The organism is Janibacter sp. UYMM211 (assembly GCF_040547045.1).
GTDB classification, from domain to species: Bacteria; Actinomycetota; Actinomycetes; order Actinomycetales; family Dermatophilaceae; genus Marihabitans; species Marihabitans melonis.
Map to the genome: position 1 here is coordinate 196018 of NZ_JBEPOY010000005.1, position 19200 is coordinate 215217.

Annotated in this window: 18 protein-coding genes and 1 tRNA gene; 6 read left to right on the forward strand and 13 right to left on the reverse strand. The window is 73.0% G+C overall.

Going from position 1 to position 19200, the window contains the following annotated elements; genetic code table 11:
• The first annotated feature begins 47 nt into the window (after positions 1 to 47).
• Positions 48 to 1676 (forward strand): ABC-F family ATP-binding cassette domain-containing protein, encoded by a 1629-nt coding sequence (locus ABIB53_RS14005; RefSeq protein WP_354588618.1) that lies wholly within the window; start codon positions 48 to 50, stop codon positions 1674 to 1676.
• A 97-nt stretch (positions 1677 to 1773) separates the two neighbouring features.
• Here the strand turns inward: ABIB53_RS14005 and ABIB53_RS14010 are convergent, their stop codons facing one another.
• The 5 genes from ABIB53_RS14010 to ABIB53_RS14030 form a co-directional block, all read right to left on the reverse strand.
• The gene (locus ABIB53_RS14010) at positions 1774 to 2223 is read right to left on the reverse strand and encodes a DoxX family protein (protein ID WP_252975616.1); all 450 of its coding nucleotides are present in this window, start codon (positions 2221 to 2223) and stop codon (positions 1774 to 1776) included.
• Between the two features lie 49 nt (positions 2224 to 2272).
• Positions 2273 to 3106: an alpha/beta fold hydrolase gene (locus ABIB53_RS14015; protein ID WP_354588619.1), complete on the reverse strand. Its 834-nt coding sequence runs from the start codon at positions 3104 to 3106 to the stop codon at positions 2273 to 2275.
• A complete protein-coding gene (locus ABIB53_RS14020; RefSeq protein ID WP_354588620.1) occupies positions 3103 to 4053 on the reverse strand; it encodes a 3-carboxyethylcatechol 2,3-dioxygenase in 951 nt (316 codons plus the stop codon). The genes ABIB53_RS14015 and ABIB53_RS14020 overlap by 4 nt, the downstream gene beginning before the upstream one ends.
• On the reverse strand, positions 4050 to 5813 hold the full coding sequence (locus ABIB53_RS14025) for a bifunctional 3-(3-hydroxy-phenyl)propionate/3-hydroxycinnamic acid hydroxylase (RefSeq protein WP_354588621.1): 1764 nt from the start codon (positions 5811 to 5813) through the stop codon (positions 4050 to 4052). The genes ABIB53_RS14020 and ABIB53_RS14025 overlap by 4 nt, the downstream gene beginning before the upstream one ends.
• Before the next feature lie 280 nt (positions 5814 to 6093).
• Positions 6094 to 6888 carry an IclR family transcriptional regulator gene (locus ABIB53_RS14030; protein ID WP_354588622.1) on the reverse strand — a complete coding sequence of 265 codons (795 nt, stop codon included), beginning with the start codon at positions 6886 to 6888 and terminating at the stop codon, positions 6094 to 6096.
• A 126-nt stretch (positions 6889 to 7014) separates the two neighbouring features.
• Between ABIB53_RS14030 and ABIB53_RS14035 the strand changes: the two genes are divergently transcribed.
• Positions 7015 to 8388, forward strand: coding sequence for an MFS transporter (locus ABIB53_RS14035; RefSeq protein WP_354588623.1), 1374 nt, complete (start codon positions 7015 to 7017; stop codon positions 8386 to 8388).
• Positions 8389 to 8526: 138 nt separating this feature from the next.
• Here the strand turns inward: ABIB53_RS14035 and ABIB53_RS14040 are convergent.
• Both ABIB53_RS14040 and ABIB53_RS14045 read right to left on the reverse strand, forming a co-directional pair.
• Positions 8527 to 8612: transfer RNA gene (locus ABIB53_RS14040), tRNA-Leu, on the reverse strand.
• Positions 8613 to 8689: 77 nt separating this feature from the next.
• Positions 8690 to 9325 (reverse strand): MerR family transcriptional regulator, encoded by a 636-nt coding sequence (locus tag ABIB53_RS14045; RefSeq protein WP_354588624.1) that lies wholly within the window; start codon positions 9323 to 9325, stop codon positions 8690 to 8692.
• 84 nt (positions 9326 to 9409) lie between these two features.
• Between ABIB53_RS14045 and ABIB53_RS14050 the strand changes: the two genes are divergently transcribed.
• Positions 9410 to 9943, forward strand: a complete 534-nt coding sequence (locus tag ABIB53_RS14050) for a DUF4188 domain-containing protein (protein ID WP_354588625.1) — start codon at positions 9410 to 9412, stop codon at positions 9941 to 9943.
• Between the two features lie 52 nt (positions 9944 to 9995).
• Here ABIB53_RS14050 and ABIB53_RS14055 read toward each other — a convergent pair whose 3' ends face one another.
• From ABIB53_RS14055 to ABIB53_RS14065, 3 genes are read right to left on the reverse strand one after another with little or no spacing between them, the layout of a single operon-like run.
• On the reverse strand, positions 9996 to 10526 hold the full coding sequence (locus ABIB53_RS14055; protein WP_354588626.1) for a DinB family protein: 531 nt from the start codon (positions 10524 to 10526) through the stop codon (positions 9996 to 9998).
• A gap of 59 nt (positions 10527 to 10585) precedes the next feature.
• Positions 10586 to 11206 carry a response regulator gene (locus ABIB53_RS14060; RefSeq protein WP_354588627.1) on the reverse strand — a complete coding sequence of 207 codons (621 nt, stop codon included), beginning with the start codon at positions 11204 to 11206 and terminating at the stop codon, positions 10586 to 10588.
• Entirely contained in the window at positions 11203 to 12378 is a 1176-nt protein-coding gene (locus tag ABIB53_RS14065) for a sensor histidine kinase (RefSeq protein ID WP_354588628.1), read from the reverse strand. Before ABIB53_RS14065 ends, ABIB53_RS14060 begins: the two co-directional genes overlap by 4 nt.
• A 154-nt stretch (positions 12379 to 12532) precedes the next feature.
• Between ABIB53_RS14065 and ABIB53_RS14070 the strand changes: the two genes are divergently transcribed.
• Complete coding sequence (locus tag ABIB53_RS14070) at positions 12533 to 13612, forward strand: FtsX-like permease family protein (RefSeq protein WP_354588629.1); 1080 nt, start codon at positions 12533 to 12535, stop codon at positions 13610 to 13612.
• The gene (locus tag ABIB53_RS14075; protein ID WP_354588630.1) at positions 13609 to 14301 is read left to right on the forward strand and encodes an ABC transporter ATP-binding protein; all 693 of its coding nucleotides are present in this window, start codon (positions 13609 to 13611) and stop codon (positions 14299 to 14301) included. The genes ABIB53_RS14070 and ABIB53_RS14075 overlap by 4 nt, the downstream gene beginning before the upstream one ends.
• A gap of 673 nt (positions 14302 to 14974) precedes the next feature.
• Here the strand turns inward: ABIB53_RS14075 and ABIB53_RS14080 are convergent.
• Together ABIB53_RS14080 and ABIB53_RS14085 are read right to left on the reverse strand one after the other, a co-directional pair.
• Positions 14975 to 15454, reverse strand: a complete 480-nt coding sequence (locus ABIB53_RS14080) for a DUF427 domain-containing protein (RefSeq protein WP_354588631.1) — start codon at positions 15452 to 15454, stop codon at positions 14975 to 14977.
• A gap of 36 nt (positions 15455 to 15490) precedes the next feature.
• Positions 15491 to 15943 (reverse strand): MarR family winged helix-turn-helix transcriptional regulator, encoded by a 453-nt coding sequence (locus ABIB53_RS14085; protein ID WP_318835858.1) that lies wholly within the window; start codon positions 15941 to 15943, stop codon positions 15491 to 15493.
• A gap of 48 nt (positions 15944 to 15991) precedes the next feature.
• Here ABIB53_RS14085 and ABIB53_RS14090 point away from each other — a divergent pair, with 48 nt between their 5' ends.
• Positions 15992 to 18004 carry an MMPL family transporter gene (locus ABIB53_RS14090; protein WP_354588632.1) on the forward strand — a complete coding sequence of 671 codons (2013 nt, stop codon included), beginning with the start codon at positions 15992 to 15994 and terminating at the stop codon, positions 18002 to 18004.
• Positions 18005 to 18161: 157 nt separating this feature from the next.
• Here the strand turns inward: ABIB53_RS14090 and ABIB53_RS14095 are convergent, their stop codons facing one another.
• Entirely contained in the window at positions 18162 to 19070 is a 909-nt protein-coding gene (locus tag ABIB53_RS14095) for a LysR family transcriptional regulator (RefSeq protein WP_354588633.1), read from the reverse strand.
• Between the last annotated feature and the right edge of the window lie 130 nt (positions 19071 to 19200).

Below are 19200 nucleotides of genomic sequence, written 5' to 3' on the forward strand. Positions count from 1 at the left end.
CATCGTCGACGCACCCGTCAGCGCCCCGACGCTCGACAGGATCTCCCATGGCTCAGCCCGCCATCACGCTCACCCACGCCCAGCTCGTCTGGCGCGACGGCACCGTCGTCTTCGGCCCGCCCGAGGGCCTCACCGGATCCCTCAGTCACGGCACCACCGGCCTCGTCGGCCGCAACGGCGCCGGCAAGACCACCCTCCTGCGCCTGCTCGCGGGCGACCTCGCACCTACCGCGGGACGGGTCGACACCAGCGGCACCGTCGCGATGCTGCCGCAGCACCTCGCCCTCGGTCCGGGCACCGTGGCCGACGCCCTCGGGATCGGTCCCGTGCTGCGCGCCATCGCAGCCATCGAGTCCGGTGACGTGTCGACGGAGGTCTTCGAGACCGTCGGCGACCGCTGGGACGTCGAGGCCGAGGCCCTCGCAACCCTCGCCGGCCTCGGTCTGCGCGGCGACCACTCGCTGCTCACCCGCCCGGTCGCCTCGCTCTCCGGGGGCGAGGCCGTGCTCGTCGGGCTCGCCGGCATCAGGCTGCGGCGCGCCGACATCGCCCTGCTCGACGAGCCGACGAACGACCTCGACGCGACCGCCCGCGCGCTCGTCCACGAGGCCGTCGCCACGTGGCGCGGCACCCTCGTCGTCGTCAGTCACGACACCGCGCTCCTCGAGCGGGTCGACCGCATCGCCGAGGTCCGCGGCTCCGAGCTGCGGACCGTCGAGGGCCCGTACTCGGTCTACCGCGAGGCGGTCGAGGCCGAGCAGGCCGTGGCCGCCCAGGACGTGCGGGACGCTCGCGCCGAGGTCCGGCGGGAGCGAAGGGAGCGCATCGAGGCGCACGAGCGGCGGCAACGGGCCGAGGCGGCCGGGCGTCGGGCGCAGCTCGCCGGCGGCATCCCGAAGATCCTCGCCGGAGGCCTCGCCGCGCGCTCGGAGCGCACGAGCGCTCGGTCCAAAGCACTGCACGAAGGGAGGGAGGCCGGCGCGCAGGCGGCTCTCGAGTCTGCGGAGGGTCGGGTGCGCGACGACGCGACGATCCGCGTCGACCTGCCGCAGGCCCGGGTGCCGGCGGGGCGCGACGTGCTCACGCTTCAGCCCGCCGGCAAAACGTCTGTCGTCGTGCGCGGGCCGGAGCGCATCGCGCTCACCGGGCGCAACGGCGCCGGCAAGTCCACGCTGATCGGCGCGATCATGCGGCACGGCACGCAGGAGTTCTCGCCCGACGGCGCTCCCGCGCCGGTCGCCGCGGTCGTGCAGCGCGTCGCGGAGACCGGGCTGCTGCCGCAGCGGATCCGCTTCGACGACGAGGACGCGACGCTCGTCGAGACCGTCCGGGCGGCCGCACCGTCACGTACACCGCACGAGGTGCGCGCCCAGCTGGCCCGCTTCCTCTTCCGCGGGTCGCGCGGCGACCAGCACGTGCGCGAGCTCTCCGGTGGGGAGCGCTTCCGTCTCGCCCTGGCACGGGTGCTGCTCGCCGACCCCGCGCCGCAGCTGCTGATCCTCGACGAGCCCACGAACTCGCTCGACGTCGAGTCGGTCGCGCAGCTCGTGCAGGCGTTGTCGGCCTACGAGGGGGCGTTGCTCGTCGTGAGCCACGACGAGGACTTCCTCGGACGGATCGGGCTGACACGTCGGTGGTCGATCAAGGACGGGGTACTCGTGGATGGAGGGGTGTGATACACCGATGGGACCCCTGAGGTCGTAGGACTCCATATACGAGAGCAACCGCCCAGGAGGTCCCGTTACTGCCGGGTAGGTTCCCTCGGGAGCGGGTTCACCCCCGCCGCCGGCGCCACTCCCCGACCGCGTCGGTCGCCCACAGCGCCCAGGCGACGAGGAGCGGCTGGAAGACCAGGCGAGCCGCACGGGCGCCGTCGCTGTCGAGCCCGAAGGCGTCGCGGCGCTCCGTGAGCTGGGCGATGTTGCCGGGGAAGACCGCGACGAAGAGCAGACCGGTCGCGGCGCCGACGAGGGCTCGGCGGGGCTGGCGCCAGGTCGCGAGCAGAGCCGCCCCGACGGCGATCTCGACAACCCCCGACGCCAGCACGACGAAGTCGACATCGAGCGGGACCCACGGCGGCACCTGCGCCTGGAACTCCTGCCGGGCGAAGGTGAGGTGCCCGGTCCCGGCGAAGAGCATCGCGCCCCCGAGGGCGACCTGCGCGACCCGGCGCAGCACCCCCGTGCTCGATCCATCGGTCTCGAGGCGCGCAGGTGAGGTCATGCACCCATCCTGCCGCCACCTCGACACCCCGACCAGCGCCCGCGTGACCTCAGCCGTGGAGGAAGTGCAGCACCTGACTCGTGAACTCCTCCGCGTGCTCGGTCTGCAGCCAGTGGCCGCAGCCGTTGATGAGGTACAGCCGCGAGTCGGGGATCAGCGACGTGAGCCGCAGCGAGTGCTCGAAGTGCACCACCCGGTCGTCCCGCCCGTGGAAGAGCAGGGTCGGCGCGGTGATGCCGCGCAGCCGCGCGTGGTCGAGCTCGACGACGGGGCGCTTGCCCGTGCCCTCGATGAAGTTCTGCGCGTGCTCGGGATGAGCCAGCACCATGTCGGCGCGGCCCTGGATGAGCTCGTCGGTGGCGAAGGTCGAGTCGAAGGTCATGATGTCGACGAGCTCGCGCATCGTCTCGAAGGACGGCTCTCGATACCCCTTCTGCAGCACCTTCAGGCCCTCGGTGAGCCCGGCCGGACCCATGAGCGTCGGCCCGCCGGAGGAGGAGCCCATCGTGACGAGCCGCTCGACCCGCTCGGGGTGCTCGTACCCGAAGCGCAGCGTGGTCCCGCCGCCCATCGAGTTGCCGATGACGGCGGCCGCGCGGTCGACCTCGAGCGCGTCCATGAGGTCCGCGAGCGTCGTCGAGTGGTCCCGGTCCTGCCAGCTCACCGGGTCGGACTCGCCCCACCCGGGCATGTCGACGGCGATGACGCGGTGGTCGCGCGCCAGCGCCGGGATGTTCTGCGAGAAGTTGCTCCACCCCGTCGCGCCCGGGCCGGACCCGTGCAGGAGGAAGACGACGGGGCCGTTGCCGGCCTCGTTGACATGGATCCGCCACTGGCGCGTCTGCACCATCCGGCTCGTGGAGTCGTACGTCAGCTCGCTCATCGCGGCGTGTCCTCTCGTCGTGCGGTCATGACCCCGAAGCCGGCGATGAAGTGCCGGATCGGGCGGTAGTACTCGTAGCCGACCTCGTAGCGGCCGGTCGCGCCGAGCGCGGAGAAGGCCGCGACCCAGCCACGCACCTCGTGGCTGGAGTTGCCCGCCTCGGCCGCCATCTCGCCCGCCTCGTAGGCGTCGAAGGCGGCGGTGTCCTGCGCCGCGCAGACCCGCATGAACTCGCGGTCCCACTCCGGGTTGAGGTCCTGGATGCCGGCCTCGCCCTCGGCGAAGGCGAGCGCGGTGTCGACGACGCGCTGCTCGCGCGCGGCCCGCGCCTCGGGCGTCGGGTCGCGCCCGTCGAGCAGGCCCTCGCGGACCTCCGGCGGCGCCGTCGCCCACCGCGGCACGGGCGGGTCGTGGCTCAGCCCGCCCGACGCGATGAGCAGGATGCGCTCGGGCCGATCGGCAGCCCACCGGCCGATCGCCTCGCCGAGCGCACGGATCCGCGCCATGGGAACGAAGGGGGCGGCGACACCGTTGACGAAGACGGGGATCGTCGGGAGGGTGTCGACCCCGCCGAAGATGACGTCGAGCGGCTGGACGGCGCCGTGGTCGACACCCATCCGACGCGACACGGTGAGGTCCACCCCTTCGCCCTGGACGTACCCGGCGAGCTCCTCGGCGAGCTCGGACGGCACGTCGAGCTCGCCGGTCGGCGTGCCGTAGTCGCCGAGCCCGAAGGCCCCGAGCCCGAGGCAGAAGGGCGGCATCGTGTCGTAGAAGAAGCCGTTGTAGTGGTCCGGCCCGAAGGTGATGACGAGCTCGGGGTCCACCTCGCGCACGAAGTCGCGGACCGCGGTGAAGGCCCCCTCGACCTCGCCCGAGATCTCCGGGCCCGGGTCGATCCGGCGCAGCAGCGGCGTGTGCGACATCGCGACGAGCGAGAGACTCATGCGACGACCTCGAGCGAAGGGGTGGCCGCCCCGGCATCTGTGACGTCACCGGCGACGTCAGCGGCTTCGGCGACCGCACCCGGCGCGACCGGCGTCGCGTGCATCGCGGTGCGCAGCGAGGCGAGGGCCTTGCCGGCCTCCTGGGCGAGGCACGCGGCGGCGACGAAGCGGTCCGGCCGCAGGAAGACCACACCCATGGCGCGGGTGTCGAACCAGCTCTTCAGCGCGCCGTCGACGCATCCGACGACGAGCGTCTCGGGGTCGGCGAGGTTGTCCTGCGCCCACGCCCGCTGCGACTCGGAGGTGAAGCAGACGAGCTGAGCGCCCATGTGCCGCAGCTGCTCTCGCTCCTGCGGGGTGAAGAGACGGGCGGGGTCGTTGCCCCACGCGGCGACGGTCCACCACGGGCCGACGACGTCGTCGAGACGCGCCTCGTGCACGTCGGCGGTGCGCACCCGCGGCTGGATGAACTGCGTGCCGACGGGGGTGACCTTCGAGACGGCGTTGCGCACGGTCATGAAGCGCGAGCGCCGCGTGCGCTCCTGGCGCCCGGGGCGCAGGGTGTCCGGCTCGACGACGACGCCCTCGGCGTAGAAGGGCATCGGCTTGAACTTCATGTCCGCGAAGTAGTCCTTGACCTGCGGGCTGAGGTTGAGCACGCGGCTGGCGACGTCGCGAGCGCCGCACACGAGACGGTTCGTCGGCTTGATGACGTTGCCGAGGGTCATCGACAGGTCGATCATCGCCTTCGCGTGGTCGCGCCGCTCGGACTCGTAGCTGTCGAGGATGCCCTCGTCGGCCTGGCCGGACAGCACGCTCGCGAGCTTCCACGACAGGTTCGTCGCGTCGCGCATGCCGGAGTTCCACCCCTGGCCCATCCACACGGGCATGAGGTGCGCGGCGTCGCCGGCGACGAGGACGCGACCCTCGCGGAAGTGGCTGGCGATGCGCCCGTGGTGGGTGAAGACGCGGCGGCGGATGACGTCGAGGCTCGCGGAGTCCGGCACGTGCTCGCGCAGCAGCTCGGCGACGAACTCGTCGTCCTCGACGCGCTCGCTCGGCTCGTCGTCGAAGAGCATGAACTCCCAGCGCCGGATCGCGTGCGGCAGCCCGATGGAGACGTAGGGGCGGGCCGGGTCGGCGCCGAGGTAGACGTTCGGCACGCCGAGGGGGTCGTTGCGCACGTCGATGACGACCCACCGGGTCGAGGGGGACTCCCCGACGAAGTCGACGTCCATCGCCTTCCGCGTCCGCGAGGACCCCCCTTCGCAGCCGACGAGGTACTGCGCGGTGATCGTCTCCTCGCGCACGGTGCCGTCGTCCTGCGCGACCGAGACGGTGACGGCGACGTGGTCGCCGTGGTCGACGTGACCGGTCACCGTGTGGCCGAAGCGGACGTCGACGTCGTCGTAGCGCTGCGTGCCGCGGTAGAGCTCACGGTCGACGAGCGGCTGGATGAAGCCGAACTTCCGCGGCCAGCCGAAGGGCTCGCCCGTCGGGTCGTTGGTCACCATGACCTCGCCCTTGCCGTTGACGAGCCGCATGACGTGGTGCGGGATCGTGTACGGGACGACCTCGTCGGTCAGCCCCATCGTCTGGATCGTGCGCATCGACTCGTCGTCGAGACCGACCCCCCGCGGGTAGTCGATGAGGTCCGCCCGGGCCTCGAGGACGACGACCTTGCGGCCGTACTGCCCCAGCAGGTTGGCCAGTGCCAGGCCGCACGGCCCGGCGCCGGCGATCACCACCTCGGTCTGCATGTCTGCTCCTTCGCACGACGATGTACGCGTTGTCCTGGCGGACGCTACGAAGGGGGAGACCACCCCCGCGAGGACACGTGCCACCGAGTGGCACGACCCTTGCTGGTCGAGGTGCGACGAGAGTCTTGCTGGTCGAGGTGCGACGAGCGCAGCGAGGAGCCTCGAGACCTTTGCTGGTCGAGGTGCGACGCAGGAGCCTCGAGACCACCGACCCGAGGCGCCGGTTTCGAGGCTCAGGCCCTGGCGGGCCTTCGCACCTCAACCAGCGAAGTGGCCGCCCTCAGATCGAGCGGGGGTGCGCGACGAGGTCGTCGGCGTCGGCGTCGCCGACCGCGGCGAGCGCCTTGCTCGCCCGGGCGCACACCTCGAGCACGACCTGCTCGTTGCCGACACCCAGCACCGCGCCGGCCGGCCCGGTGACCGCGAGCGAGGCGACCGCTGCCCCCGACGCGTCCGTGACGACCGAGGCGACACTGCCCACCCCTTCGACCGTCTCGCCGTCGTCGAGCCCGACCCTCGTGCGTGCGACGCGGGTCAGCTCGACCCGCAGCGTCTCGCCGTCGGTGATCGTCCGGCTCGTGAGCGCGGGCAGCGGACGCGAGCAGACACGATCGGCCGCGGCCCGGTCGAAGGCGAGCAGCGCCTTGCCGAGCGACGTGCAGTGCGCAGGCTGGCGACCGCCGATGCGCGATGGCGAGTGCGCGCGGTGGATCCCGTGGAGCTTGTTGAGGAAGAGGATCTCGTCGCGGTCGAGCACCCCGAGCTGGCAGGTCTGCCGGCTCGCCTCGTACAACGACGCGAGGAAGGGCGTGAGCACGACCTGCAGCCGCGCGACGAGCGAGTTGCTCGGGATCGCGAGGTTCGTGCCGAAGAGCGGACCTGTGCGGTAGCCGTCCTCGTGCCGCTCGACGGCGCCGTTCTCCTCGAGCGTCGTCACGAGGCGGAAGACCGTCGACTTGGGCAGCCCCGTGCGTCGGGCGAGCTCGCTCACGCCGAGCCCGTCGGTGCCGAACTGGTCGACGGCGGCGAGCAGCTGGACCGCGCGGTCGACGGAGGTGACCCTCTTCGGTGCCATGCTGGGTCCCCCTTCGTCGACCGGATCAGGCTACGCCCGGCGTGCCGCCTGGTGGCACGACTCCTGGTGCGCCGACCCGCGGACCCCGCCAATGAGGACGGTCACCGCTTCCGTGAAGGGACCCCCATGATCAACGACGATCTCCGCTCGACGGCGCCCGCCGCCCCGCCCGCGGCCCTGGCCACCTCGACGCCGACCGAGCGCCGGCGCGCGCAGGCCTCGAGCTTCCTCGGCTCCGCGGTCGAGTACTACGACTTCCTGCTCTACGCGGCGGCCGCCGGTCTCGTCTTCCCCGAGCTGTTCTTCACGGGGATGGACCAGGGCGTGGCGATCCTGCTCAGCTATCTCACCCTCTTCACCGGGTACATCTCGCGACCCATCGGTGGTCTGCTCTTCGGGCACTTCGGCGACAAGATCGGTCGCAAGCGGATGCTCTTCATCACCCTCATGGTCATGGGGCTCGTCTCGATCGCCATCGGCCTCATGCCGACGGCCGGCTCGATCGGCATCGCCGCCCCGATCCTCCTCGCCCTGATGCGGCTGCTGCAGGGCTTCGCCGTCGGCGGCGAGTGGGCCGGCGCGATGCTCATGTCGATGGAGCACTCGAAGTCCGAGTCCCGCGGCATCGGCGCGAGCATCGCGATGGCGGGCGCCCCCTTCGGCGCGGTGCTGGCCACGCTCGTCCTCGCGCTCACCTCGTCGGCGACCGGTGACGCCTTCCTCGAGTGGGGCTGGCGCGTGCCCTTCCTGCTCTCCGCGGTCGTCGTCGCCGTGGGTCTCTACCTGCGCACGCGGGTCTCTGAGAGCCCGGAGTTCGAGGCCGCTCGCGAGCGCGGCGAGGTGCACACCGGTCTGCCCGTCGCGATCCTCGTGACGAAGTACCGGCGCGCCGTCCTGCTCGGCACCCTCGGCGTCATGGCGCCGCTCTTCATCCAGAGTCTGCTCGCGGTCTTCATGGTCCCGTACGTCGTCGAGGCGGGAGTCGTCACCCGCGAGACCGCGCTGTACATGCTCACGCTGAGCAACTTCGTGCATGTCTTCGCGATCCCGTTCTTCGCGTGGGTGAGCGACCGGGTCGGGCGGCGCCGCACGATGGTCGCGGGCGCGATCTTCTCCGCCGTCGCGATCTGGCCGATGTTCGCCCTCTTCGACAGCGGGTCACCAGTCCTCGTGGCCATCGCCTTCCTCGTCGGCAACCCGCTCATCCAGGCCTCGATGTTCGGCCCCGTCGGCGCGTACCTGTCGGAGATGTTCGAGCCCACCGCGCGGTACTCGGGCGTCTCGGCGACCTACCAGCTCGGCTCGCTCCTCGGCGCCGGCCTCGCCCCTCTCGTCGCGCAGGAGCTCGTCACCGCCGACGCAGGGACGCGCGACCTCGGTCTGTACATCGTGGCCGCGTACGTCGTCAGCGGTCTGGCCGTGTGGTTCTCGCGGAACGCGGGAGAGCGAAGGGGTGACCCCGCCGCCACTCAACCGGCCCGGACCGCGGTCGACGCCTGAGCGCCACCGCAGAGTGAGCGCGAATCGCCGCTACGCCATCTGCATAGCGGCGATTCGCGCTCACCGAGGTCGGGACGCGAAGCCAGCCCGGGCACGACGAAGGCCCCGGGACCATGTGGTCCCGGGGCCTTCGGCATGTGGTGCGAGAGGGGGGATTTGAACCCCCACGCCCATAAGGACACTGCCACCTGAAGACAGCGCGTCTGCCGTTCCGCCACTCTCGCGTGAGTGCGCCCACGACCGAAGTCGCAAGCGCGCCCATTGTGCCCTACCAGCAGCCCTTCGACCAAAGCGGTTGCGGCTACGCCGTCGGCGGCGGGCTGATCGCGCCGGCCCGCACGGCGACGTCCTGCTGGGCGAGGCGGCGAAGTGAGAGGAGCACCGGGTCGACGAGGACCGTGCCGAGGACGACCTGGCGGACTGCCCCGGCCGGGTCGGCGGGGACGCTCGAGACGTCGGTCTCGGCGACGCCGTGCATCGAGGTCGCGTACCGGCGCATTCGGTCGGCGTCGAGACCGATCCCCGCGTCCGAGCACGCCGACCACGCCTCGTCGAGCGCGGTGAGGGCGGGGTCGTCGGGGTAGATGTGCCAGCCGAGGTCGTCGACGAGCTCGCGGGCGGAGGAGTCATCGCTCGCAGAGCGCGAGGCGTCGTGGGCGTCCGGCTCGTACAACGACGCGGCGGCAGCAGCCATGACGTCGGTCGGGCCGACGCCCGGGTCCTCGATGACCTCGAGCACCCGACGGACGGCGGCGATCGACAGACCGCCCACCCCGGTGAGCGCCCGGACGAGCCGCACCCGCTCGACATGGCTGTCGTCGTAGCTCGCCTGGGTGCGCGAGCGCACCTCGCCCGCGTGGAGCACCCCTTCGCGCAGGTAGTACTTCAGCGTCGGCACGCCGACGTCGGTCACGCTCGCCAGCTCGGAGATCTTCACCGCCGGACCCCTTCCCTCTTGACACTGGATAGTACTAGTACCCAATACTGGATATCAGCACTATCCAACGACCGAGGAGCAGTCATGGCCGATCGCAGGACCCACGCCCACGACGGCGACGTCGTCGTCTTCCTCATCGGCATGCGCCCGATGAAGTGGTGGCGCGTCGACAGGCTCGCCCCCGTCTTCGCCGCGATGCCGCGCATGCTCGCCGAGCTCGAGCGCAACAAGGCCCGCGCGGCGCAGGGCCTCGAGCCGCACCTCGGCTACCTCGGCTCGCGCACCGCCATCGGCCCCGGCGGACCTGTCGTCATCCAGTACTGGCGCAGCACCGACGAGCTCTACGCCTACGCGAGCAACCCCGACGCCGCGCACGTCCCCGCCTGGCGCGCCTTCAACCGGGCCGTCCGCAGCGCGCCCGGCGCGGTCGGCATCTGGCACGAGACCTACGCCGTGCCCGCGGCCGGCATCGAGACGATGTACGTCGACGCCGAGGTCGGCCTTGGCGCCGCCACCGGCACCGTCCCCGCCGGGCGCCGCGGCAACCGAGCCGCCCAGCGGCTCGGCACGACGACCCAGACCGATGCCGCGACGGACGCCGAGGTCGCCCCCGCCTGACCGGCCACCCCGGCCCACCGGTCCGACGGAGCCGACCGGCGACCCGGACCCCTCAGTACCCGAGACGCCCGTCGACGGCTCCGCGCAGCATGTCCATGTGCCCGAGGTGCCGCGCGTACTCCTCGATCAGGTGCACGAGGATCCACCGGACGTTGACCGGCTTGCCGTGACGCAACCCCTTCGCCAGCTCGTCGACCGACCCGACCCCGGCCAGATGACGACGGGCCTGGGCGACCTCGTCCTCGAAGCGCTCGAGATCGGCGGGCGCGCTCTGCGGCGTCCCGAGCTCGAAGTCTCCTTCCGGCGCCTCGCGGTGGCTGTAGATGTCGGGGCTGTCGTCATCGAGCAGCACGTCGGTGAGCCAGTAGCGCTCGACCTCGGTGAGGTGCCGCACGACCCCGAGCAGGCTGAGGGTCGACCCGGGCACCGGCTGACGGCACAGCTCCTCGCCGGTGAGCCCGGCCACCTTGAGCGGCACGGTCGCGCGGTACATCTCGAGCCACTCGAGCAGCCCCGGCAGCTCGTCGGCGGTCATGTCCAGGTCGGGTCGCTCGTCGGCGACCTCGGGTGCGGTCCACGTCATGGGCGCCACCCCACCACGTCGCGCGACTGCCAGGCCACCGACTTACCGGGCGAAGGGGGTCAGCGCAGGATCCCGAGCGAGCGCGCCGCAGAGACGGCCGCGGTCCTCGAGGTCACCCCGAGCTTGGAGTACACGTGCACGAGGTGCGACTTCACCGTCGCGTCGGTGATGTGGAGGCGCCCGGCGATCTCGCCGTTCGACGCGCCCGCGGCGACGAGGGCGAGCACCTCGATCTCGCGCGCCGACAGGCTGACCCGCGGCGCACGCATCCGCGCCATGAGCCGGCTGGCCACCGCCGGCGCGAGCGCGCTCTCCCCCGCCGCGGCGGCCCGGACCCCGGCGAGCAGCTCGTGCGGGGGCGCGTCCTTGAGCAGGTAGCCGCTGGCCCCCGCCTCGACGGCGCCGAGGATGTCGCCGTCGCTGTCGTAGTTCGTCAGCACGAGGACGTACGGCGGGGCGTCGAGGGCCCGGATGCGACGGGTCGCGTCCGCCCCCGAGAGCTCCTGGCCGAACTGCAGGTCCATGAGCACGAGGTCGGGCACGAGCGAGCCGGCGAGCTCGACCGCCGCCCCCGGGGTCTCGGCCTCGCCGACCACCTCGACGTCCTCGGCCGTGCTCAGCAGGGCCCTCAGACCGGCCCGCACGACCGGGTGGTCGTCGGCGATGACCACGCGGATCACGGTGCCGCCTCCAGGGTCACGGTGAGCGTCGTCCCGTCGCCCGGGGCGCTGTCGACGACGAGGTCGCCGCCGAGCTGCTCGACCCGCTCGGCGATGGCCCGCAGCCCGAAGGAGTCGCTGGCGCCTCCCCCTTCGCGCACCACCTCGGGGTCGAAGCCGACCCCGTCGTCGGCGATCACGAGCCGCGCGCCCCCGCCGAGATCGGTGAGCGCCACCCGCACCTCGCTCGCCCCGGCGTGCTGAGCGACGTTGGCCAGCGCACCCTGCGCGACCCGGAGCAGCGCCGTCTGGGCGTCCATGCTCAGCGCGGGGTCGACCGGCGGCACGCTCACGTGCACCTGCATCCGCTCGCGCTCCCACCGCTCGCCGAGCCGCACGAGCGCCGGCCCGAGACCGGCGTCGAGCGCCGGCGGGGCGAGCTCGCGGATGAAGCGCCGGGTGTCGGCCAGGCCCTCCGCGGCGGTGGCCCGGGCGAGCCGGATGTGCTCGAGCCCCGGCCGCTCCCCGTCCGCCGCCTCGGCGGCGTGCAGCAGCATCTGGATGCTCGACAGGCCCTGGGCGACGGTGTCGTGGATCTCGCGGGCGAGACGCGACCGCTCCGCGAGCACCCCCTGCTCGCGCTGCGTCGCCGCGAGCCGGTCACGGGTCGCGACGAGCTCGGCGAGCAGCGCCTCGCGCTCGACCGCCTCGCGCGCGAGCGCCCGGTAGCCCAGCCCGATGAGCAGGGCGACCCCCGCGCCGACGAGCGGCCCGATCACCCCGCCGACGGTGAAGCCCCCGTGCAGGCCGAGCGCGACGACCGCCACCCCGGTCGCGAGCACGACGGCGACCGGACCGACCGCGCCCGGCAGCACGTGGAGGTAGAGGAAGAAGAGCGGGAAGACGAGGTATGCGGCCTCGGGCACGAGCCACAGCAGCGCGACCCAGACGAGCGTCAGTGCCCCCACCCACAGCGCCGACGCCGCGGCCCGTCGCGCCCCGGTCGTTGCGGCGAGCCGCGCCCCGAGGACGTAGACGAGCGCGAAGAGCGCGGCGAGCACGAGCGCGACCCACGTCGTGCTGTCGTGCCGCGTGAGCACCTGCACGACGACGAGCGCCAGCAGCGCCGCGAGCAGGACGTGCAGCCCGGTGCGCAGCCCGACGAAGACGGGGGTGAGGGAGCTGTGCCGCATGACGACCTCAGCCTACGAAGGGCGAGCCCCTCCCGGATCAACCGAAAGGTGGATCGCGAGACCAGTCCTCACGGCGATGGATCGCGCGGTCGTCGTCGCGAGGCTGGAGAGGACACCGGGGAGACCCCTCGGCCCCACCCAGACAGGAGATCTCGTGTTCGTCGCCTGGCGCGACCTGCGCTTCGCCCGCGGTCGCTTCGCCCTCATCAGCGCGGTCGTCGCGCTCATCACCGTGCTCGTCGGATTCCTCGCCGGGCTCACCGGTGGCCTCGCGTCGCAGAACGTCTCGGCGGTCCTCGGGCTGCCCGGCGACCGGCTCGTCCTCGAGCTGCCAGCGGACGGGCAGCCGTCCTTCGCCGACTCCTCGGTCGGCGAGCGCACCGTTGACCGGTGGCGTGAGACCCCCGGCGTCACCGGCGTCACCCCGGTCGGCGTCACCCAGGGCCGCGCGACCGGCACCGGGTCCGGCCCGGTCGCGGTCGCCCTGCTCGGCCTCCCCCACGACGCCCCCGCCGGCGCGGTGTCCGACCTCGCCCCCGCCGCGGACGACGAGGTGGGGCTGTCCTCGGGGGCTGCGTCCGACCTCGGCGTGACGAAGGGGGACGACGTCACCGTCGGCGGCACGACCTACCGCGTGGCCTCCGTCGGCGGCGACGTCTGGTACAGCCACACCCCCGTCGTCGCCCTCAGCCCGAAGGCCTGGGCGGCGGCAGACCGCGGGCTCGGCGGTGACGGCGAGGCGACCGTCCTCGCTGTCAGCGGCTCCCCTGACTGGGAGGCGACCGCGGCCGCCACCGGCACCTCGGCGGCCTCGCCGCTGCGCAGCCTCACCGCGCTGGAGACCTTCCGCTCCGAGGTGGGCTCGCTCGGTCTGATGATCGCCATGCTCTTCGGGGTCTCGGCTCTGGTCGTCGGCGCGTTCTTCACCGTGTGGACGATGCAGCGCGCCGGCGACATCGCCGTCCTCAAGGCCCTCGGCGCGTCGACCCGCTCGCTCGTCCGCGACGCTCTCGGCCAGGCCCTCGTCGTGCTCGTCGTCGGCATCGGCGTCGGGCTGGCCCTCGTCGTCGGGCTCGGGCTGCTCGCCGGAGGGGCGCTCCCCTTCGTCCTCAGCCCGCTGACCACCGTCGTCCCCGGCCTCGCCATGGCCGCGCTCGGTCTCTCCGGGGCCGCGGTCACCCTTCGCACCGTGACCAAGGCAGACCCCCTCACCGCCCTCGGGAGCAACCGATGATCACCCTCGACGACGTCACCCTCACCTTCCCCGACGGCGACGCCCGCGTCACCGCGGTCGACCACGTCACCCTCGCCGCGCCGGACGGCGCCGTCACCGGCATCACCGGGCCGTCCGGCTCGGGCAAGTCGTCGCTGCTCGCCGTCGCGGGCACCCTCATCCGGCCCGACTCCGGGCGCGTCCTCGTCGACGACGTCGACGCCGCCGCGCTCACCCCCCGCGAGGCGACCGCGCTGCGCCGCGAGCGCATCGGCATCGTCTTCCAGCAGTCGAACCTCCTGCCCTCGCTCACCGCGCGCGACCAGCTGCTCGTCATGGCCGAGCTCGGCGGCGACGGTCGCCGACGCCGGGCCGCCGTCCGCTCGCGCGCCGACGAGCTGCTCGAGGAGGTCGGTCTCGCCGGGCAAGAGCACAAGCGGCCCGCCCAGCTCTCCGGCGGTCAGCGCCAGCGGGTCGCCATCGCGCGGGCCCTCGTCGGCGACCCCTCGGTGCTCCTCGTCGACGAGCCGACGAGCGCGCTGGACCAGGAGCGCGGCGCCGAGATCATGGAGCTCGTCGCCCGCCTCACCCACGAGCGCGGCACGGCCACTCTGCTCGTCACCCACGACCTCGTCCACCGCGACGCCCTCGACGCGCTGGTCACGGTGGTCGACGGCCGCGTGGTCGAGCCGGCGCTCAGCCCGGGGTGAGTCAGCCCGCCGGGACGAAGGGGGGCGGCGAGGGCGACCACCGCGGCGGCCACCTCGTCGGGGGCGTGGATGTGGTGGAGGTGCGCGCCCTCGAGAACGCGCACGGGCCAGTCCCACGACCGCGCAGCGGCGATCTCCTCGGCGTAGGTCTGCCCGAAGGCGAGGTACGCCGACGGCCGCGTCGCCCACCCCTTCGGCGCCTCGAAGATCTCGTCGACGTAGGTGACGGGCAGCCTCGGGCAGGCGGCGTCGAGCTCGGCGAGACGGTCGGCGGGCACGACGTCGTCGAGCGCGCCGGAGGGCCACCAGCGGGTCCACGGCGGCAGCAGACCGTCGGCGTCCGCGAGCGCGGTCAGCATGTCGCGCAGCGCCGGCGGGGCGAGCGCGTACCGGCCCTCGGCCGGCGGCAGGGCGGCGTCCATCGCGACGAGGGGCACGTCGAGGCCGGCGGTCTCGCGCACGAGCGGGGCGAGGTAGCCGGCGTTGCTGTGGGCGACGAGCACGTCGCTCAGGCCGACCTCGCCGGCCCAGCGCTCGACGAGGTCACCCGCGCCCTCCCCTTCGCCGAGGTCCGCGGCGGCCACCCGGGCCGACCACCCCGCCCGCGTCAGCGCGTCCGCGAGCTCGACGTAGGCGAGCGCCGGCAGCAGCGGGCTCGGCAGGACGAGGGCCCTCACCACCCGCGCGTCCCCGGTCCGCCCTTGAAGGGGCCGGTGATCCACGACGTCACCCACCCGCCGTAGAAGTCGCCCTCCTGCGCGACGACGACCTCGCCGTCGACCCGGCACTCGTCCATGAGCCCCGGCATGAGGGAGACGTGGCCCCGCAGGTCGGCGAAGGCGGGCGTCGGGTCGGGGTAGGTCCACACCGCGCGGGAGATGACGCGGTCGCCGACGACGACGTCGAAATAGCTCGCGACGCCCTTGAACTCGCAGATCGTGCGCCCGCCGTCGACGGGTCGCAGCAGCGAGGTGTCGACGTCGGCGAGCGGCATGTAGTACGTCGGCGGGTGGCTCGTCTCGAGCACCCGCAGCGCGGAGGTCGTGCGGGCCAGGCTCTGACCGGCGACGTCGACCTCGACGAGACCGGCGAAGGGGACGAGCGCGGGCGGGCGCGGGTAGTCCCAGACCGACTCGACGGGGTGCTCGCTCATCTGGCGATCGTCGCACCGCGGGGGCGGTGCCAGGGCTCAGAGCAGGCGGCGGATGGCCTGGGTGGCGCCGTCGAGGTAGCGCTGGACGGCGGCCCGGTCGGCGTCGGTCATCGCGTCGTCGAGGGCCTGGAGCGGGCCGAGCATCGGCAGCAGGTGCCCGAGCATCTCGGTGCGACCGGCGTCGGAGATCTCGACGAGCGTGCGCCGCCCGTCCTCGGGGTGCGGGGTGCGCACGGCGTAGCCGCGGGCGACGAGCCGGTCGACGATGCCCGAGGCGGCCGCCGAGCTCACGGAGAGGGCGCGCGCGATCTCCGCCGGTCCGTGCGGCGCGTCGCTCAGCAGGTCGAGGACCGCCATCTCGTTGTGGGAGAAGCCGGCACGACGGGCCATCGCCCCCGGCACGCCGGCCGCGACCTGGACGAGGGTGCGCAGGGAGCGGGCTGGACTAGAAGTGGACGGACCACCTCGCCCCGTCGTACCTTCGTTCACGATATAACTCACTTAGTTAGCAATCTTCTTCGACACCAGGAGTCTACGGTGCGTCATCGCGTCGCCGCCCTCATCACGGGCAAGCGGTCCGCCTGGGCCGTCATCGTCCTCGGCCTCGTGCTCATCGGCGTCGTCATGTCGCTCGGCGCCGGCACCCGTCAGGCCACCCCTACCGACTCGCTGCCCCGGGGCTACGACTCGACGGCCGCGGCCGAGCTGCGCGAGCAGCTGCCCGAGCAGGACGGCACCCAGGCCCTCGTCCTCTTCACCGCCGACGAGGGCACGATCGACAAGGCCGAGCTGCCCGAGCTCGCGAAGGCCGCCGGTCTCGGCGAGGACGCGACCGTCGTCCCGAGCGAGGACGGCACCGCGGCGATCACCTTCGTGCCGATCGAGACGACGGACAGCCCGAAGATCCGCGACGCGGTGCGCGACCTGCGCGCCGACCTCGGCGAGCGCACCCCGGACGGCATCACCGCCGAGGTGACGGGGCCCGCGGGCATCACCGCCGACCTGGCCGCCGTCTTCGACGGGGCCGACACCCGGCTGCTGCTCTCGACCGCCTCGATCGTCGCCGTCCTGCTCATCCTCACCTACCGCAGCCCGGTCCTGTGGATCATCCCGCTGACCGTCATCGGCGTCGGCGACCGCACCGCGACGGTCGCCGCGACCCAGATCCTCGAGCGCCTCGGCATGACGTGGGACGACTCGACGACCGGCATCCTCTCGGTCCTCGTCTTCGGCGCGGGGACGAACTACGCCCTGCTCCTCATGTCGCGCTACCGCGACGCGCTGCGGGTGACCGAGGACCGGCGCGAGGCGCTCACCGAGGCCCTCGCGAAGACCTTCGAGCCCGTCCTCGCGAGCGCGACGACGGTCGTCGTCGGCGTGCTCTGCCTCCTGCTCTCGCTCACCCCGGGCACCCGCGGGCTCGGTCTGGCGAGCGCGATCGGCATCGTCATCGCCGTCCTGTCGGCGCTCGTCATGCTGCCCGCGGTGCTCTCGCTCTTCGGGCGCTGGGTCTTCTGGCCGAAGGTCCCCCACGCCGGCGAGACGACCCTCAGCGACGGCCGCTCGCTGTGGCGCCGCATCGGCGACGCGGTCGCCCGCCGCCCCTCCGTCTTCGTCGGCGGTGCCGTCGTGCTCCTCGCGGTGATGTCGGCCGGCGTCTTCTCGGTCCGCCTCGGCCTGCCGCAGTCCGAGCAGTTCCTCGACAAGCCCGAGGCGATCGTCGCCGCCGAGCGCCTCGCCGAGTCCTTCCCCGCCGGCTCCTCCGACCCTGCGGTCATCGTCACGAAGGCCGACCCGGCGGAGGTCACGAAGGTCGCCGAAGGGGTCGACGGCATCGAGTCGGTCCGCCCCGGGGCCTCGGGTGACGGGGTGAGCGAGCTCCAGGCGGTGCTCCCCGGTCAGCCCGACAGCCAGGAGGCCGAGGACGCGGTCGTCGCGCTGCGCGCGGCCATCGCAGACGCCAACCTCACCGACACGCACGTCGGCGGCACCACGGCCGAGGCGGTTGACGTCGGCGACGGGGCCCAGCGCGACCGGCTGCTCATCCTGCCCCTCATCCTCGGGCTGGTCCTCGTCGCGCTCATCGCCCTGCTGCGCAGCCTCGTCGCGCCGCTCGTGCTCATCGCGACGGTCATGGCGACGAACTTCGCGGCGATCGGCGTCTCGTGGTGGATCTTCACGAAGGTCTTCGGCTTCAGCGCCCTCGACCAGATCACCGTGCTGTACGCCTTCCTCTTCCTCGTGGCGCTCGGCGTCGACTACAACATCTTCCTCGTCACCCGGGCGAAGGAGGAGACCCGCGAGCACGGGACCCGCGAGGGGATGCTGCGCGCACTGGCCGCCACCGGTGGGGTCATCACGAGCGCGGGCGTCCTGCTCGCCGCGGTCTTCGCCGTCCTCGGCGTCCTGCCGCTCGTCGTCCTCGCGCAGATCGGCGTCATCATCTGCATCGGCGTGCTCCTCGACACCCTGCTCGTGCGCACCGTCGTCGTCCCGGCGATCACCCTCCTGCTCGGCGACCGCTTCTGGTGGCCGCGCAAGGTGAGCTGACCCGCTCCGCCCTTCGCCAAACCCCGCCCCCCCCTTCGCCGAGCCCCGCTCGTCGTCCGCGAACCCCGCTCGTCGCCGCCCCGCGACGACCGGCCCTCACGGACCATGAGCGGGGCTCGGCGCATCTGGGGGCGGGCGAAGGGGGGCGAAGGGGGGGTCAGTCCGGCTCGTAGCCCTGGGCCATGTCGAGCAGCACCTCGTGGAAGGCGATCTCGGCAGGGGCGCGGACCCGGTCGTGCCGGTGGGCGACGACGATCCGGCGCGGCGGGGCGGAGTCGCCGAGCGAGACGATGCGCACCCCGGGGTGCTTGTTCGTCAGCGCGGTGCGCGGCGCGAGCGCGACCCCGAAGCCGACGCTCACCATCGCCTGCGCCTCCTGGTAGTCGTTGGCCTCGAAGGAGATCCGCGGCTCGAAGCCCGCGGCCGCCGCGCTGCGGTGGAGCACCTCGACGACCGCGTGCTGCTCGGAGCGGATGATCCAGCCCTCGTCGGCGAGATCGCGCATGTGCACGGAGCGCTCCCCGGCGAGCGGGTGGTCCGCGGCGACGACGAGCACAGTGGGGTCCTCGAAGAGCGTCGTCAGCGCGACCTGGCTCGGGTCGATCCGACGCCACTCGTAGTCCCACAGCAGCGAGAGCCCCACCTCGCCCTCCTCGAGCTTGTCGATGAGGCCCTGCTCGCGGTCGCTGTGGATGTGCATCCGGATCGAGGGGTAGAGCTGGCGGAAGCGCTGCACCGCGAGCGGGACGAAGGACGAGCCCACGGTCGCGAAGGTGCCGATCGACAGCTGCCCCCGGCGCAGACCGGCGATCTCGGCGAGATCGGCCTCGGCGGCGGTGAGCTGGCGCACCACCTTGCGGGCGTGCCCGGCGAGCACCTGACCGGCCTCGGTCGGCACCATGCCGCGCGCGTGCCGGGTGAGCAGGGGCTGCCCCACCTCGCGCTCGAGCCGCCGCAGCTGCTGCGAGACGGCCGACGGCGAGTACTGCAGCCGGGCGGCCGCCGCGGTGACCGAGCCCTCCTCGATGACGTGCAGGAGGACCTGGAGACGACTCACGTCGAGCACGTCGACCTCCGACCCTGAAGCATCGCTTCAGCCTCGTGCACTGCGACCATCATGGGCTTCAGCGTAGCGGGCATCCGCATGGCGCCGGGCGAGCCCGACGGGAGCGGGAGGAGACCGCACCCCCGCCTCA

Excerpts from the sequence above, each read along its gene's own strand:
- ABIB53_RS14005 (WP_354588618.1), top strand. The coding sequence starts at position 48 with ATGGCTCAGCCCGCCATCACGCTCACCCACGCCCAGCTCGTCTGGCGC.
- ABIB53_RS14010 (WP_252975616.1), bottom strand. The coding sequence starts at position 2,223 with ATGACCTCACCTGCGCGCCTCGAGACCGATGGATCGAGCACGGGGGTG.
- ABIB53_RS14015 (WP_354588619.1), bottom strand. The coding sequence starts at position 3,106 with ATGAGCGAGCTGACGTACGACTCCACGAGCCGGATGGTGCAGACGCGC.
- ABIB53_RS14020 (WP_354588620.1), bottom strand. The coding sequence starts at position 4,053 with ATGAGTCTCTCGCTCGTCGCGATGTCGCACACGCCGCTGCTGCGCCGG.
- ABIB53_RS14025 (WP_354588621.1), bottom strand. The coding sequence starts at position 5,813 with ATGCAGACCGAGGTGGTGATCGCCGGCGCCGGGCCGTGCGGCCTGGCA.
- ABIB53_RS14030 (WP_354588622.1), bottom strand. The coding sequence starts at position 6,888 with ATGGCACCGAAGAGGGTCACCTCCGTCGACCGCGCGGTCCAGCTGCTC.
- ABIB53_RS14035 (WP_354588623.1), top strand. The coding sequence starts at position 7,015 with ATGATCAACGACGATCTCCGCTCGACGGCGCCCGCCGCCCCGCCCGCG.
- ABIB53_RS14050 (WP_354588625.1), top strand. The coding sequence starts at position 9,410 with ATGGCCGATCGCAGGACCCACGCCCACGACGGCGACGTCGTCGTCTTC.
- ABIB53_RS14055 (WP_354588626.1), bottom strand. The coding sequence starts at position 10,526 with ATGACGTGGACCGCACCCGAGGTCGCCGACGAGCGACCCGACCTGGAC.
- ABIB53_RS14065 (WP_354588628.1), bottom strand. The coding sequence starts at position 12,378 with ATGCGGCACAGCTCCCTCACCCCCGTCTTCGTCGGGCTGCGCACCGGG.
- ABIB53_RS14075 (WP_354588630.1), top strand. The coding sequence starts at position 13,609 with ATGATCACCCTCGACGACGTCACCCTCACCTTCCCCGACGGCGACGCC.
- ABIB53_RS14080 (WP_354588631.1), bottom strand. The coding sequence starts at position 15,454 with ATGAGCGAGCACCCCGTCGAGTCGGTCTGGGACTACCCGCGCCCGCCC.